The sequence below is a fragment of the Bosea sp. (in: a-proteobacteria) genome, assembly GCA_023910605.1.
Taxonomy (GTDB): Bacteria; Pseudomonadota; Alphaproteobacteria; order Rhizobiales; family Beijerinckiaceae; genus Allobosea.
Genome location: JAAVVV010000001.1, coordinates 2,078,039 through 2,091,516, shown reverse-complemented (window position 1 = coordinate 2,091,516; position 13,478 = coordinate 2,078,039). Strand labels below are relative to the sequence as shown.

The following is a 13,478-nucleotide window of genomic DNA, read 5'->3' as shown; positions in this document are numbered from 1 at the left end:
GCTCAGCGCCTCACTCGACCACCTTGGGCACCATGAAGTAGTTGTCTTCCGATTGGGGCGCATTGGCCACCACAGCATCGGCGATGGCGCCATCATTGATCACGTCCTGCCGCTTCTTCATCACCATCGGCATCACCGAAGTCATGGGCTCGACGCCGGCCACGTCGACCTCGTTCAGCTGCTCGACGAAGCCGAGCATGGCGTTGATCTCGGCCTGCATCCTGGGCACGTCCTCGTCAGGCAGGGCAATGCGGGCGAGATGGGCGACCCGTTTCACGGTGTTGGCGTCGACGGACATGGGATGACCCTTGAGGAGTTGTCAGCGCGCTATAGCCGGCCACAGGCCGGGCTGCAACGCACAGGGCCGCCAGCACCGTCTCAGAGTTCGATTGCCTCCCCGGATGCGGGCGTCATCACCGTGATGCCCGATCCGGCCATGGCGGCGATGAAGGCATCCGCGGTCTGGTCGAGCATGGGGAAGGAGGCGTAATGGCAAGGAATGGCGATGCGGGGCCTGACGAAGCGCCTCATCGCGAGGGCCGCAGTCTTGCCGCCCATGGTGAAGCGGTCCCCGATCGGGCAGATGCAGACATCGACCGCGTGAAGCTCGGCGATGAGCGCCATGTCCGAGAAGATGTCCGTGTCGCCCATGTGCCAGAGCGTGGGCTCGCCCTTGGCCGCGACGATGACGCCATTGGCATTGCCCAGCGGGAAGCCAACGCCGGCCTCGACAAGCCCTGCCGAATGCTCGGCCCGCACCATCGAGACGCTGAAGGCGCCCATGTCGGCGGTGCCCCCGGCATTCATGGGCACGAAGCTCTTGAGGCCCTGGGAGGCCAGATACATGCAAAGCTCGAAATTGGTGACGACGGTCGCGCCCGTCCGCGCCGCGATATCGAGCGCATCGCCAATATGGTCGCCATGGCCATGGGTGATCAGGATATGGGTGGCGCCGTCCGTCGCGGCGACGGCGTCGCCCGTGAAAGCCGTGTTCGACGTCAGGAACGGATCGATCAGGATGGCGGCGCCGGCGACGTCGATGCGGCAGGCGGAATGGCCGAACCAGGTGAGCTTCATGGGTCCGTCCTCGGTCAGGGGAGCCTGGGGCGCCCACTGTCGCGCGGGACGCTGCCAAGGGCTACCGGGCCAGGCCCGGCCGATCAAGGAACATTGTCGAGGCGTGCAAGGACAGCTATGGCCCTTGGCGAGCTGATGAGAAAGGGCTGCCGTGCCGCTGATCGACCTGAACGTCATGGCTGAGACGCTCACGCGGCACCAGCGCCTGCTGGGGCTGGACCTCGGCGCCAAGACCATCGGCCTTGCGCTGTCGGATGTGGAACTGACTATCGCTACGCCGCTCGAGACGATCAGGCGGGTGAAGTTCACCAAGGATGTGGAGGCGATGCTCGCCATCGCCGCCCGGCTTGGCGTCGGCGGCCTCATCGTCGGCCTGCCGCTCAACATGGACGGGACGGAAGGGCCTCGGGCGCAATCGACCCGCGCCTTCGTTCGCAATCTCGTGCCGCACACGCGCCTGCCCATCGCGCTGGTCGATGAGCGGATGTCCACGCTGGCCGTTACGCGAACGCTGCTTGAAGCGGACGCATCACGCGCGAAGCGGGCCGCCGTGGTGGACAAGCTGGCGGCGGCCTACATCCTCCAAGGCGCGCTCGACCGCCTTTGACGCTGAAGGCCGGCGTTTTCCTCAGCGGAACGGATCGGTCCGGCGCGACGGCGTGCCGCCATGGAACTCGCCGCGGTTGTACTGGCGATACTGAAACTGCTCGCGGCGGCGCATCTCCTCGCGCTCGAGCCTCTGAGCCTGGCGGATCTGCTCGCGCTGCTGGGCACGGATCTGGTCACGTTGCCAGCGGCTCTGCCGTTGGTCCTGGTAATAGCCCCCGCCGTAGGCCGGCTGCTGGTAGTAGCCGGGCTGCTGGTAGTAGCCGGGCTGCTGGTAATAGCCGTAGGACTGCACCTGCCGCGAATAGACCGGGCGGCCATACGCATCAACGGGGTTGCCCCACTGGTCGGTGTAGTAGACCGGCGCGCGCTCGCGGCGCTGCTGCGAGGCAGCGGCCGCAGCCGCGATGCCGAGCACGCCGATGCCCAGAATGGCCGCGCCGACAGCAGCATTGTTGTTGCGGGCGCGGGCCCGGGCTACAGGACGGGGGCGGCGGTTCTGCACCTGCTCGATCACAGGCTCGGCCTTGACCTGCGAAGCGCCCACGCTGGCGAAGGGCGCGGACAGGGCCGGAGCGGTGAACCCGCTGATGCCCACCAGCGCCGCGCAGGCGACGCCCGTGATCTTGAAACGACGTGAACTGGACATTTCGACCCTCCCAGAGCCTGCGGCCCGCCAGATGCGGAGCCGCTTTCATGTTGATCTAGCGTAAGCCACGCGGCACCGGATCACAATCGCATGGTTAGATAAGGATTAACGCGCGAGCCGGGCTTTGGCGCCGCGGCTCTGACCGGCGTTTCAGCCCGGTCAGCATGCCATCACGACCTCTCAATTACCGCCGGCAGGATCGCGCCCCGGCAAGCCGCTGCGGCTATATTCAAGCTGCCGACGATCGGCCGGCGAGCGATAGTATTCACGCCGGCTCTGGTAGACGGGAGCAGGCGCATAGCCATAGGCCGGAGCATAGCCATAAGGGGCATACGGACCGTAACCATAGACGGGCGCCGGGACATAGCGCGGACGGGGCGCGTAGATCGGCTCGTAGCCATAAGGGTCGTAGGCGGGCGCATAGCCATAATCGCGCTGTTGGTCGCCGTAATAGCCCTCATCATAGCGCTGCTGGCCAGCGGCGGCGGCAGCGGCTGCGGCGAGGCCGAGCACGCCAAGGCCGATGGCCCCCGCGACAAGCGCGCCGTCATTGCGGCGGGACCGCCAGCGCACATTCTCGATGAGCGAAGGAGCCGACACGCCATGGACCAGCGCGCCGCTCCACGGCGCAGCCTGAACGGGCGCCATCGTCGCCAGCAGAGCGGCAGCGGAACCAGCCACGACAAGCCGGCGGACAGGGAAACTCGACATCATTGCAGCCATGGTCATGGCCTCCATGAGACAAGGGACACCATCGCCCTTTGCCACAGGTGTTAACGACGGGTGATTGAACCCACCGTGAACCGATTATGACGAAAATGCGCCGGCTGCAGCGCGGCCATGCGCAGCCTCCCTTGCCGGCCCGGGCCGATCATGCCAGTTGGCGCGTTTTGGCGGGCACCCATGAGCAGCCTCATCTCAAGCCTTGCGGCTGTCTTCGTGGTGATTGTCGCGGGCTACGCAGCGCGGGCCACGAACTTCATCCAGGACGCAGCGTGGCGCGGCTTTGAAAGCGTGACCTATCACGTCCTCATCCCCGCCCTTGTCATCCATACGCTGGCCTATGCGAAGCTCGATGGGCTGCCGGTGTTGTCCGTGGGCGGCTCGCTGGTGTTCGGCGCCGCGACGATGACTTTGCTGCTGCTGGCGCTGGCCCGTCCGCTGGCGCACGCCGGCGTGGACGGCCCTGCCTTCTCCTCGCTTTACCAGGGGGCTGTTCGCTGGAACACCTTCATAGCGCTTGCGGTCGCGGCGGAGCAGTTCGGCGCCGAGGGCATCGCGCTGATGGCAGTGGTGATCGCCTCGCTGATTCCCATGGTCAATGTGTTCTCCGTGCTCGTGCTCTCGCGCTTCGCACGCGGCGACAGCTTCGATCTGCAGGCGACAGCAATCACGCTCGCCAAGAACCCGTTCATCTGGTCCTGCGCGGCAGGCCTCGCGCTCAGCCCGTTCAGCGCCTACATCCCGCGCCCGCTCGGCGGCGCCGCGGACATCATGGGCAAGGCCGCGCTTGCGGCCGGCCTGCTGGTCGTGGGCGCGGGTCTGAACCTGAGGAGCCTGGCGCGGCCGCGGCTCCGCCACTGGCTGGCGATCGGGCTCAAGCTCCTGCTGATGCCTGCCCTGGTCTACGGCGCGGGCCTGGCGCTCGGACTCACGGGCGCGCCGCTCAGCGTCGCGCTGATCGCGGCCAGCGTGCCGACGGCGGCGGCCTCCTATATCCTTGCGCGGCAGATGGGCGGCGACGCGCCGCTCATGGCCGAGATCGCCACCCTGCAGACCGTGCTGGCGATGCTGACGATGCCGCTGATCCTCGTCACCTTCGTGACGTTGCGGTGAGACTCTGGCATGGACGCGACGGAAATTCGGCTTGTCAAAACATTTGTGCAACCTTAGATTGCAGCTACGAATCTTGCTGACCCGGGAGTTTTTGTTGGATGTCACGCATTATGGGTCCGGATATCTCGAAGTCCGGTTCGGAAACAACTGAATTCCTTGGGCAAGCGCCGTCGGGGACAGGATTCGGCCGGGAGCAGGACGAAAAGGCGCTGCTTCGCCTTGAGGTTGCAGCCTACATCAGCCAGATGTGCGCCGAGCTTGGCGCCATGGCGAGAAACTCTGATCTGAGCCTGCTGTCCTACTTCCTCGACATGGCGACGGCGGAAGCACGCGAAGCCTCGCAGAAGCTCAGCGCCGACATGCATGGCGTTGATGCCGAGGGGTATGGCGCCGGTCAGGCGCCGCGCGGCGACGAGGCCCGCACATAGCCGCCAGAGGCGTCACGCCGGACCAGTTCGCGCATCTCCAGCTCCACCAGCAAGCCCTGCACATGACGCGCCGCGAGCCCGCTCTGGCGGGCCAGATCATCGGCAGCGATCGGCGCGGCGCCCAGCAGATCCAGGATCAAGGCGTCATCGGCAGCCTCCGGGCCGTCGGGCAGATCAGCAACCCATGAGTCCGCGACCGCATCCTCATGAGCCTGCGCCGGTTCAGACGTGCGGCGGGTGGCGCCGATCAGCCACTCCAGCTCATCAAGATCCAGATCCTCGACATCGCCCGAATGCGCGGCCTCGAAGAGCGAAGCCTGACCCTGCGCGGGGCCTCGCCCAAGCTGGGGCTCGAGTTCCGCGATCACGTCCCGGGCGGAGCGGCACAGGTGCGCCTCGCGCCGGGCGAGCAGATCGTTGGTGCCTTCAGCGCGGGGGTCCAGCGGCGAGCCTGGAACCGCGAACAGCTCGCGCCCTTCTTCAAGCGCCAGCCGCGCGGTGATCAGCGAGCCGGATTTGCGCGCCGCCTCGACCACAACCACGCCCATGGCCAGCGCCGCGACGATGCGGTTGCGCCGGGGGAAATCTCGCGCGCGGGCCTCCACCGTGAAGGGGAGCTCAGAAACGGCCGCGCCCTCTTCGAGCAACTCCTCAAGCAGGGGCTCGTTCTGCGGCGGATAGACCTGCCCATGCCCGCCAGCGAGCACGGCGACGGTGCCGGTGCGCAACGAGGCGCGATGGGCGGCCGTGTCGACGCCGCGGGCCAGCCCGGATACGATCACGAAGCCGGCTTCGCCCAGTTCCCGCGCCAGCGTCTCGGTGAACTTCAGCCCGAGGCCCGAGGCGTTGCGCGAGCCGACCAGCGCCACCATCGGCCGCGTCAAGGCGTCGAGGCGGCCACGCACGGCGAGGATGGGCGGCGCGGTCTGCGACGCCGCCAGAGGCGCCGGATAGGCGGCCTCCCCCATGGCGATGAAGCGCACACCGAGACGGCGGGCCTGTTCAAGCTCACGCTCGATTTCGGCAACAGGCGGCAAGGCGACAGGGCGACCTGCGCCACGCGCCAGATCGGGCAAGGCTGCGAGCGCCGCTGACGCGCCGCCGAAGCGATTGACCAGCGTGCGGAAGCTGCGCGGCCCCACGCCTTCGGTCCGGATAAGCCGCAGCCAGTCGAAACGCTGCTGATCCGTGAGCTGCACCGGGCTCATCGCGGGTCAGGCCTTCTTGCCGATCTTGCCCTCGGTGCCCGAGATGAGCCGCGCGATGTTCTCGCGGTGCATCACCCACAGCAAGGCCGACAGCGTAGCCATCAAGACCGCCATGCGCCCATGGCCCATCAGCCAGAACGACAAGGGCGTGGCGACAGTGGCCACCAGCGCCGAAAGGGAGGAATAGCGACTGAGGAAGGCGACCAGGAGCCAGGAGGCGGCAAAGGCCAACGCGCCGAGCGGATGCAGCGCCAGCGCCACGCCGAGGTAGGTCGCAACGCCCTTGCCGCCTTTGAAACCGAGCCAGATCGGAAAGAGATGGCCCACGAAGGCGCCGAAGCCCGCAGCGATCGCGGTGCCCTCCCCTCCGAGGAACCAGCCGAAGATGACGGCCGCGGTGCCCTTGAGCGCGTCACCCAGCAGCGTCAGCGCGGCGAGCTGCTTGTTGCCCGAGCGCAGCACATTGGTGGCGCCGATGTTGCCCGATCCGATGGTGCGCGGATCGACGCCCCCGCCAAGGCGGGTGACGATGATGCCGAAGGGGATCGAGCCCAGCAGGTAGCCGATGACAAAGGCCAGAATGACGTGAAAACCATAGGCAGCGGCCAAAGCGCAGGCTCCGTATCAGCTCAAGGAGGCACTAACCCTAGTCGCGGCGACGGCAGCGCGCAATCAGCCGGGCAACGGCTCCACCACGCGGCGGTAGATATGCCATGTCGCGTGGCCGAGCACTGGCAGGACGATGACGAGCCCGAGGAACATGGGCAGGCTTGCCAGGATCATCAGCGCAACCACGCAGGCAGCCCAGCCCAGCATCACCACCGGGTTGGCTGCCACAGCCCTGAAGCTCGTGATGATGGCGGTGATGAAGTCATGGTCGCGGTCGACCAGCAGCGGAAAGGACACGACCGTGAGCGTGTAGGCGAGGGCTGCGAGCAGAGCGCCCACCACATGGCCGACAGCGAGGAACATCAGCCCCTCCGGCGTGGAGGTCAGCACCGTCATGAATTCGGCCATCGTGGAGAAGGAGCGCAGGCCCAGGAACAGGGCGATCAGAAGGCGCACCTGATAGAGCCAGACGATGAGCAGGAAGATGGCGACGAAGGCCATCCAGCCCATTTCGCGCCGCCTCTGCTCCCAGATCGACCACAGCACGATGCCGAAGCTGAGAGGCTCCCCGGTTTCGCGCCGGCGGCTGACCTCGTACAGGCCCGAAGCCACGAAAGGGCCGATCATGGCGAAGCCGGCGGCCAGCGGATAGGCGAGATAGGACATGTCCAGCCAGGACAGGCAGGCGAGGATGGAAAGCCCGCCCGCCACATAGACCGCGCCGAAGAAGAGCCCGTAAAGCGGGGCGGCCCGGAAGTCCCGCAACCCCGCAGCGAGGGCCTCGACAATGTCGTGCCGCGTCACTGTCCGGATGACCGGATCAGGCAGGCGCTGCGGGTCATTTTCGGCGGCGTGCGTGGCATCGCTCATGGCGCGCTCCAGCTCGTTGGGGGTGGCCGACCGGCGTAGGATCGGCCTGTCGCACGCCAAGGTCAAGCCTTTCTCTTGGCTGCCTTCAAGCCTGCCTGAGCGGCTGGAACGCTGGCGAAGCCGGGCAGCGGATCAGACCAGTTCAGGGCCATGCCCCCACCTGGGCCCGGCTTGTGCAGTTCAACTCCCGCCAGGCGTCGTCCTGGCGTTGCGAGCGGCTGACGCAGGTTTGGCGGCGGACTTACCGGCCGGCTTCTTGTCCGCAGAGGCCACCCCGGACTTCGCCGCAGATTTGCCTGCCGGTTTGGCAGGGGGCTTGGATCTGGCGGCGGGCTTGGCCGCGCGTGACGGCTTGCGGCCGCCCTTGGGCGCCGGCCCGCTCGCGATCCTGGCGCGGATCAGGTCGATGGCCTGTTCGAGCGTGACATCGGCTTCCGTGATGGGCTTGGGCAAGGTGGCGTTGATCTTGTCCCAGTTGACGTAGGCGCCATAGCGCCCGCCTCGCACCGTGATGGGGCCACCTTCCGGATATTCGCCAAGGAGACGTCCCGCAGGCGCGCCGCCAAAGCGGCGAGCCGATCCAGCCCCGCTCTCCTTGGCGACGATGAGGTCGATGGCGCGATTGGCGCCGATCTCAAGGATGTCGTCATCCTTGCCGATGTTGGCGTAGGTCTTGCCGTGCTGGACATAGGGTCCGAAGCGACCGATTCCAGCGAGGATGGGTTCGCCACTTTCGGGATGGCGCGCGACCTCGCGCGGCAGCGAGAGCAGCACCAGCGCACGGTCAAGCTCGACATGGGCGGGGCTCACGCCCTTGGGCAATGTCTGTCGCTTGGGCTTCTCGCCCTCGCCGAGCTGCACATAGGGGCCGAAGCGGCCATCGCGCACGGTGACGTCAAGGCCGGAGACCGGATCCTTGCCGAGCAGGCGCACGCCGGGCTGGCCGCCGCCCTCGCCGCTTGCCTCGCCATCAGCGGAGGGCGCGGCCATCGGGCGCGTGTAGCGGCATTCGGGATAGTTGGAGCAGCCGATGAAGCCGCCCGTCTTGGAGAAGCGCAGGCCAAGGCGGCCATTGCCGCAGGTCGGGCAGCGTCGCGGATCGCCGCCATCGGCGCGCGCCGGGAACAGGTGGGGCCCCAGCGCCTCGTCCAGCTTGTCGATCACTTCGCCCGTGCGAAGGTCCTTGGCGCCGGCGATGGCCGCTGAAAACTCCTCCCAGAAGGCGCGCATGATCTCCTTCCAGTCCACCTCGTGGTTGGAGATGCGGTCGAGATCGTTCTCGAGGCTCGCCGTGAAATCGTATTCGACGTAGCGCGCGAAAAAGCTTTCGAGGAAAGATGAGAGCACGCGCCCGGTGTCGTTGGGGACCAGGCGCTTCTTGTCGATGCTGACATATTCGCGGTCGCGCAGCACCTGAAGGATCGAGGCATAGGTGGAGGGCCGGCCGATCCCAAGCTCCTCCATTCGCTTGACGAGGCTCGCCTCGGAGAATCGCGGCGGCGGCTCGGTGAAGCTCTGGGTGGCGCGGATGTCCCTAGCGCGGAGGTTCTCAGCCGTCGTCATCTGCGGCAGGCGGCGGCTCTCTTCGTCATCCTCGTCGTCGCGGCCTTCCTGATAGACCTTGAGGAAGCCGTCGAAGAGCACGACCTGGCCCGTGGCGCGCAGGTCGAGGTCCCGCGTCCCGGCCCTGGCCTTGATCTCGACCGTGGTGCGCTCAAGCTGGGCGCTCTCCATCTGGCTGGCGATGGTGCGCATCCAGATCAGCTCATAAAGCCGCGCCTGATCGGGCTCGAGGGCGCGCGCCACATGGGCAGGCAGCCGGCCCATGTCGGTGGGCCGGATGGCCTCGTGGGCCTCCTGCGCGTTCTTGGCCTTGGTGGTGTATTTGCGGGGAACCTCGGGCACGTATCCGGCGCCAAACTCCTTGCCGATGACGCGCCGGGCCGCGGCGATGGCCGAGCCGTCCATGTCGACGCCATCGGTTCGCATGTAGGTGATGAGGCCGACCGTCTCGCCGCCGATGTCGACGCCCTCGTAAAGGCGCTGGGCCAGCTGCATGGTGCGGGCCGGCGCGAAGCCGAGCTTGCGCGAGGCCTCCTGCTGCAGCGCGGAGGTCTGGAAAGGCGGCGCGGGGTGCCGCTTCACCGGCTTGGCCTCGATCGACGCGACCTCGAAGCTGGCGGCCTGCAACGCGGCCTTGAAGGCCTCGGCCTCGGCGCCGGCGCCGATATCGAGGCGGTTGATCTTCTTGCCGTCGGCGCCCACCAGCCGCGCCTCGAAGGCATGGCCGCGCAGGGTCGCCAGTTCGGCGACGATCGTCCAGTATTCGCGCGCCCGGAAGGCCTCGATCTCGCGTTCCCGGTCGCAGACGAGCCTCAGCGCAACGGACTGCACCCGCCCGGCCGACTTCGCGCCCGGCAGCTTGCGCCACAACACCGGGGACAGGGTGAACCCCACGAGATAGTCGAGGGCGCGGCGGGCCAGATAGGCGTCGACCAGCGCGGCATCGATCTCGCGCGGGGCCTTCAGCGCCGCCGTGACCGTGTCCCTGGTGATCGCATTGAAGGTCACGCGCTCCACGGGCATGCCCCTGAGCGCCTTCTTCTCGTTCAGCGCCTGCAGGACGTGCCAGGAGATCGCCTCGCCTTCCCTGTCCGGGTCGGTCGCCAGAATCAGCTTTTCCGCACCTTTCACAGCCTTGGCGATTTCCGAGAGCTGCTTGGCGCCGCGGCCCTCCAGCTCCCACACCATTGCGAAGTCAGCATCGGGATTGACCGAGCCATCCTTGGGCGGCAGGTCGCGGATATGCCCGAACGAGGCGACGACATGGTAGTCGGAGCCAAGGTACTTGTTGATCGTCTTCGCCTTTGCGGGCGACTCAACGACGAGCACTTTCATGGGCTTGGGTCTGCTTCCTGCAATGGAGAATCAGATGTGGCAGCTGTGGCGACGCAAGCGACGCGGCCGACCATTGGGCGGCGCGCAACCTGATCGAAGCCGGGTCAGAAGTCAATTGAACGTGATTCATTTGCGAAAAGGCCGGTTTGAACCATTGTCCGTGCTTGTTTGTTAAGGTGCCAGCGCTACCTTCCTCCCAAGGTGTTGGGAGTGCGCTTCTTGCCACGCGATCCGTTGCACAGGCTGATTTTGGTCAACACCCTCAGCGGGGCGGCGATCGGCGTGATTTTTGTCGCGGGGCTGCTCTGGGCGGACGCCTATGGCCTGCGCGGCCTGCTGGCGCGCGACGGCGACGGCATACTGGCGCTGTTGCTGCTGTGCGGCGGCTGCATCGTCACAGGGGCCAGCGTGGTCACCGGAACCGCCATCATGATGAACCGCTCCGACGATGATGACGACCGAGGCGGCGGGCCGGGCATTCACGAACTCAAGCCCTTGAGGGTGCCCGTCAGGGCCAGGCGCTGACTTCCACGCCCTGGCCGCCTCCGCTGGCCAAAGCCTGTGCAAGGGCCAAGGCAAGCCTTGCCCGATGGCGGCGGGAAGCGTAACGCTCCCTTCTCGATGACATATCCCGGACATCCGCCCGTGACCTTCACGCGCCGGCATCTGCTCGGCATCCAGGGGCTCAACCGCCTCGAGATCACGAGCCTGCTGGACATGGCCGATTCCTATGTCGAGCTGTCGCGGCAGGTGGAGAAGAAGCGCTCCACGCTGCGCGGGCGCACCCAGATCAACCTGTTCTTCGAAGCCTCGACCCGCACCCAGGCCTCGTTCGAGCTGGCTGGCAAGCGGCTGGGCGCGGACGTCATGAACATGAGCGTCGGCAACTCGTCCGTGAAGAAGGGCGAGACGCTGATCGACACGGCGGCGACGCTCAACGCCATGCACCCGGACATCATCGTGGTCCGGCATCATGCCGCCGGCGCGGTGGAGCTGCTCTCGCGCAAGGTGGACTGCGCGGTGGTCAATGCCGGCGACGGCGCGCATGAGCACCCCACACAGGCCCTGCTCGATGCGCTCACCATCCGCCGCAACAAGGGCGCGATCGAGGGACTCGCCGTGGCCATCTGCGGGGACATCCTGCATTCCCGCGTGGCGCGCTCGAACATCATCCTGCTCTCGGCGCTGGGCGCCCATGTGCGGCTGATCGGGCCGTCGACGCTCATCCCGCCCGGCTTCGACGGGCTTGGCCTGCCCATCTACACCGACATGAAGAAGGGGCTGGAAGGCGTCGACATCATCATGATGCTGCGCCTTCAGCGCGAACGCATGAGCGGGTCGTTCATCCCCTCCGCAAAGGAGTATTTCCGCTATTTCGGTCTCGACCACGAGAAGCTCACCCGCGCGAAGCCGGACGCGCTGGTGATGCACCCCGGCCCGATGAACCGCGGCGTCGAGATCGCCACCGACGTGGCCGACGGCGCGCAATCCCTGATCCGCGAACAGGTGGAGATGGGCGTGGCCGTGCGGATGGCTGTGCTCGAAGCGCTGGCAGGGGGGCTCAGGAATGGGTGAGGCGCGCTGCACCGTCATGGCGAGCGCAGCGAAGTCATCCAGCCCTTGTGCGCGCCGAGGTCTGGATTGCTTCGCTCCGCTCGCAATGACGGGTTGGTCAACCGTGGTTTTTGCGGCCATGAAAACACTATTCAACCTATCGACAGGCGTTCTTGCGGGTTTGCCTCAGGCTATTGTATTTGCAGTAGCGGTGGTCGCGGCCCTTTCAGCGCTACTGACCGGGCACTTCACTGCCTTGCTTATCGCGACACTCATTGCAGTCGTCGCTTACATTTTTGAATGGATGCTCATCAATTCACGATTTCACTCAAGCGTCAGATTGATGGAGTTCCTAGAGCGTCGTTTTCCCAGAGCATTTGGCTATCTTGTGAGGCGAGGGAATACTGATTTCATTGATCGATCTGTCAGGTCTGAACACAAACCAAGTGATAACTGGGACAAATGAACCTAGCCCTCACCAACGCCCGCCTGATCGACCCTGCCACGGGAACACAAACCCATGGCGGCGTGCTGGTGCGCGATGGCGTCATCGTGGACCTTGGCCCATCAGTCAGACCCGGCGCCCTGCCCGAGGGCGCAGAAATCCACGATTGCGGCGGCCTCATCCTCGCTCCCGGCCTGATCGACCTGTGCGCCTTCGCCGGTGAGCCGGGTGCGGAGCATCGCGAGACGTTGCGCACGGCGTCGGAGGCCGCTGCTGCCGGCGGCGTGACGACGCTGGTGTGTCGGCCGGACACCGATCCGGTAGTGGATGATCCTGCCATCATCGACTTCATCAAGCGCCGCGCCCGCGACAAGGCCATCGTCAACGTGCTGCCATCGGCGGCTCTGACCAAGGGCCTGAGGGGCGGCGAGATGACAGAGTTCGGGCTGCTGATGGAGGCCGGCGCGGTCTTCTTCACGGACGGGCCGCGCTCGGTGATGAACGCGCAGGTGATGCGGCGCGCGCTGATCTACGCCCGCGATTTCGGCGCGTTGATCGTGCACCATCCCGAAGATCCGAACCTGCGCGGCGAAGGCGTGATGAACGAGGGCGAATTCGCCTCGCGTCTTGGCCTGCACGGCATCCCGCATGTCGCCGAAACGATCATCCTGGAACGCGACCTTGCGCTCGTGGCCGCGACGGGCGGGCGCTATCACGCCAGCATGATCTCGTGCTCGGGATCGATCGAACTGATACGCCGCGCCAAGGCGGCGGGGCTGAACGTGACCTGCGGCGTGTCGATCAACAATCTGACGCTGAACGAGAACGATGTCGGAGCCTACCGGACCTTCTGCAAGCTTTCGCCGCCGCTGCGCCACGAGAACGAGCGGCTTGCGCTGGTCGACGCGCTGGCTGACGGCACCATCGACGTGATCGTTTCGGACCATGATCCGCAGGATGTCGAAACCAAGCGCCAACCCTTCGGCGAGGCGGCCAATGGCGCGGTCGGCCTCGAGACGATGCTGTCAGCGGCGCTGCGCCTGCACCATTCGGGAGATGTGCCCCTGCCCCGCCTGATCGCGGCGATGACGTCTGCGCCCGCAGCGCTCATCGGCTCGCAGGCCGGGCGGCTCGCGGTAGGCGCGCCGGCGGACCTGATCGTGATCGACCCGGATGCGGCCTATGTGCTCGCCAAGGCGAAGCTCAGGTCCCGCTCCAAGAACTCGCCCTTCGACGAGGCGCGCATGGATGGAAGGGTCGTCAGCGTGATGGTCGGAGGCCGGCGCCTCAACTGAGCC

14 protein-coding genes and 1 pseudogene are annotated in these 13,478 nt (G+C 66.5%); 7 read left to right on the top strand and 8 right to left on the bottom strand.

Annotation, left to right across the window (positions count from 1 at the left end; translation table 11 throughout):
* Positions 1 to 10: 10 nt before the first annotated feature.
* Positions 11 to 298 (bottom strand): Asp-tRNA(Asn)/Glu-tRNA(Gln) amidotransferase subunit GatC, encoded by a 288-nt coding sequence (gene gatC / locus HEQ16_10105; GenBank protein MCO4054381.1) that lies wholly within the window; start codon positions 296 to 298, stop codon positions 11 to 13.
* Positions 299 to 378: 80 nt separating this feature from the next.
* Entirely contained in the window at positions 379 to 1,077 is a 699-nt protein-coding gene (locus HEQ16_10100) for a metal-dependent hydrolase (GenBank protein ID MCO4054380.1), read from the bottom strand.
* 175 nt (positions 1,078 to 1,252) lie between these two features.
* Between HEQ16_10100 and ruvX the strand changes: the two genes are divergently transcribed.
* Complete coding sequence (gene ruvX / locus HEQ16_10095; protein ID MCO4054379.1) at positions 1,253 to 1,684, top strand: Holliday junction resolvase RuvX; 432 nt, start codon at positions 1,253 to 1,255, stop codon at positions 1,682 to 1,684.
* 21 nt (positions 1,685 to 1,705) lie between these two features.
* On the opposite strand, the gene HEQ16_10090 is transcribed toward ruvX, so the two are convergent.
* A complete protein-coding gene (locus HEQ16_10090; protein ID MCO4054378.1) occupies positions 1,706 to 2,332 on the bottom strand; it encodes a hypothetical protein in 627 nt (208 codons plus the stop codon).
* Positions 2,333 to 2,629: 297 nt separating this feature from the next.
* Positions 2,630 to 3,043: pseudogene (locus tag HEQ16_10085) on the bottom strand (hypothetical protein).
* 192 nt (positions 3,044 to 3,235) lie between these two features.
* Between HEQ16_10085 and HEQ16_10080 the strand changes: the two are divergent.
* Together HEQ16_10080 and HEQ16_10075 are read left to right on the top strand one after the other, a co-directional pair.
* Positions 3,236 to 4,168: an AEC family transporter gene (locus HEQ16_10080; GenBank protein MCO4054377.1), complete on the top strand. Its 933-nt coding sequence runs from the start codon at positions 3,236 to 3,238 to the stop codon at positions 4,166 to 4,168.
* Positions 4,169 to 4,266: 98 nt separating this feature from the next.
* Positions 4,267 to 4,596 carry a hypothetical protein gene (locus tag HEQ16_10075; GenBank protein ID MCO4054376.1) on the top strand — a complete coding sequence of 110 codons (330 nt, stop codon included), beginning with the start codon at positions 4,267 to 4,269 and terminating at the stop codon, positions 4,594 to 4,596.
* On the opposite strand, the gene dprA is transcribed toward HEQ16_10075, so the two are convergent.
* From dprA to topA, 4 genes are all read right to left on the bottom strand, one after another.
* Positions 4,563 to 5,795: a DNA-protecting protein DprA gene (gene dprA, locus HEQ16_10070; protein MCO4054375.1), complete on the bottom strand. Its 1,233-nt coding sequence runs from the start codon at positions 5,793 to 5,795 to the stop codon at positions 4,563 to 4,565. The two genes, HEQ16_10075 and dprA, sit on opposite strands and share 34 nt — an antisense overlap.
* 15 nt (positions 5,796 to 5,810) lie before the next feature.
* Positions 5,811 to 6,413, bottom strand: a complete 603-nt coding sequence (gene plsY / locus HEQ16_10065) for a glycerol-3-phosphate 1-O-acyltransferase PlsY (GenBank protein MCO4054374.1) — start codon at positions 6,411 to 6,413, stop codon at positions 5,811 to 5,813.
* A 63-nt stretch (positions 6,414 to 6,476) separates the two neighbouring features.
* Complete coding sequence (locus HEQ16_10060; GenBank protein ID MCO4054373.1) at positions 6,477 to 7,283, bottom strand: DUF2189 domain-containing protein; 807 nt, start codon at positions 7,281 to 7,283, stop codon at positions 6,477 to 6,479.
* A 180-nt stretch (positions 7,284 to 7,463) separates the two neighbouring features.
* The gene (topA, locus tag HEQ16_10055; GenBank protein ID MCO4054372.1) at positions 7,464 to 10,181 is read right to left on the bottom strand and encodes a type I DNA topoisomerase; all 2,718 of its coding nucleotides are present in this window, start codon (positions 10,179 to 10,181) and stop codon (positions 7,464 to 7,466) included.
* A gap of 219 nt (positions 10,182 to 10,400) precedes the next feature.
* Between topA and HEQ16_10050 the strand changes: the two genes are divergently transcribed.
* The 4 genes from HEQ16_10050 to HEQ16_10035 all read left to right on the top strand — a co-directional run bounded on the left by HEQ16_10050 (position 10,401) and on the right by HEQ16_10035 (position 13,475).
* The gene (locus HEQ16_10050; protein ID MCO4054371.1) at positions 10,401 to 10,706 is read left to right on the top strand and encodes a hypothetical protein; all 306 of its coding nucleotides are present in this window, start codon (positions 10,401 to 10,403) and stop codon (positions 10,704 to 10,706) included.
* A gap of 96 nt (positions 10,707 to 10,802) precedes the next feature.
* On the top strand, positions 10,803 to 11,756 hold the full coding sequence (locus HEQ16_10045) for an aspartate carbamoyltransferase catalytic subunit (GenBank protein ID MCO4054370.1): 954 nt from the start codon (positions 10,803 to 10,805) through the stop codon (positions 11,754 to 11,756).
* Positions 11,749 to 12,201, top strand: coding sequence for a hypothetical protein (locus HEQ16_10040; GenBank protein ID MCO4054369.1), 453 nt, complete (start codon positions 11,749 to 11,751; stop codon positions 12,199 to 12,201). Before HEQ16_10045 ends, HEQ16_10040 begins: the two co-directional genes overlap by 8 nt.
* Positions 12,198 to 13,475: a dihydroorotase gene (locus tag HEQ16_10035; protein MCO4054368.1), complete on the top strand. Its 1,278-nt coding sequence runs from the start codon at positions 12,198 to 12,200 to the stop codon at positions 13,473 to 13,475. Before HEQ16_10040 ends, HEQ16_10035 begins: the two co-directional genes overlap by 4 nt.
* Positions 13,476 to 13,478 lie beyond the last annotated feature (3 nt).